Origin of the sequence: Sphingobium sp., from assembly GCF_003248505.1 — a bacterium.
Taxonomy (GTDB): Bacteria; Pseudomonadota; Alphaproteobacteria; order Sphingomonadales; family Sphingomonadaceae; genus Sphingobium.
This window is the reverse complement of record NZ_QFOA01000177.1, coordinates 1-1,166: the sequence shown is the minus strand read 5'-3', so window position 1 is coordinate 1,166 and position 1,166 is coordinate 1. Positions and strand designations below refer to the sequence as shown.

Sequence of the window (1,166 nt, the reverse complement as noted above, 5' to 3'; positions counted from 1 at the left end):
AAATGCTGGCCTATCGCCTGATGGCCGAGGCATACGCCCAGCAGCGGTGCGCCCGCGTCGGCGCAGGCCGCGACGAGATCGAGGCTGACGCCTGCTTCGTTGGGCGTGCAGGGGCCGGGCGACAAAAGGAATGCCTTGGCCCCGGTCGACAGCGCCTGACCTGCGGAAATGGCATCGTTGCGCACCACTTCGACCTTGGCCCCCAATTCCATGAGATAATGGACAAGGTTCCAGGTAAAGCTGTCATAATTGTCGATGACGAGGATCATGGCTCGGTGCTTTAGCGCGCAGGAAGCGGCGGGGGAAGGGTGGCGACGGCAGGTTCATGCGCTTCGCCATTTTTCCATCGCCTTGTCATAAGTGTCCCGTTCCTTTTTCACCGCCCTTTCCAGCGTTTCGACGGTGCGCCGGGCGGTAGCCCGCTGCCGTGCGATGCTGCGGTCGAGACTTGCTCGTTCCTTTTCCAGCGCAGCGATTTCGGCGTCGAGGCTCTGGCGACACGCATCGCGTTCCTCCTCCGCGCGGGAGAGGGATTCGCGGCTGGGGCGGGGAATCGCCTTGGCCTTTGCGCGAGGCGATGGCCGCGCCCTGCCGTTTTTGGCTATGGGCGCGGCTGCGGCAAGATGGTCCTCGGCGCTGCCTCGCGATCGTTTGAAGACCTTGCCGGGATGCGCGAGCGGCTCTGTCATCGCGGCTTCTTCTGTCACTTGCTCTGCCGCGCCGCGCGCAAACAGGTCTGTGCCGGTGCCCCATGCCTTCAGCGCTGCCTTTCGGGACGGCGCGGCGACATAGGCGTCGTGAAAGCCGATCGATGTACGGAAGACCTTGAGCCGGGACATGGCATTCGAAACGCGCGCCTTCGCGGGTGGCTCCGCCAAGAATGCGTGACGGCTTGTCAAAGGGCGCGGGCGGGGCCATATGAGGATCGCCGGGTTCGCCCGGCTATGGTGATAAATCGTGTCGTACAATAGGCGCAGCGGACCCGGGGGCAGTACCCGGCGGCTCCACCACCTTCCTCGCTTACGGCGGGGAATATGACGGGGCCGAACTAGGATCGACGTGTGTTGAAAGGCGATGCTTTTACCCGGCCCGTGTAAGCCGTTAAACTGTGCAAAACTCACAAGTGCCAACGATAACGAAGCACTCGCCATTGCAGCGTAATTGAG

1 protein-coding gene, 1 other RNA gene and 1 pseudogene are annotated in these 1,166 nt (G+C 63.0%); 1 reads left to right on the top strand and 2 read right to left on the bottom strand.

Annotation, left to right across the window (positions count from 1 at the left end):
• Both DI606_RS20235 and DI606_RS20230 read right to left on the bottom strand, forming a co-directional pair.
• Positions 1–269 (bottom strand): annotated as a pseudogene (locus DI606_RS20235) (aminodeoxychorismate/anthranilate synthase component II); the annotation flags it as partial.
• 54 nt (positions 270–323) lie between these two features.
• Positions 324–839, bottom strand: a complete 516-nt coding sequence (locus DI606_RS20230) for a hypothetical protein (RefSeq protein ID WP_293985815.1) — start codon at positions 837–839, stop codon at positions 324–326.
• Positions 840–888: 49 nt separating this feature from the next.
• Here DI606_RS20230 and ssrA point away from each other — a divergent pair.
• Positions 889–1,166: a transfer-messenger RNA gene (gene ssrA / locus DI606_RS20225) on the top strand; the annotation flags it as partial.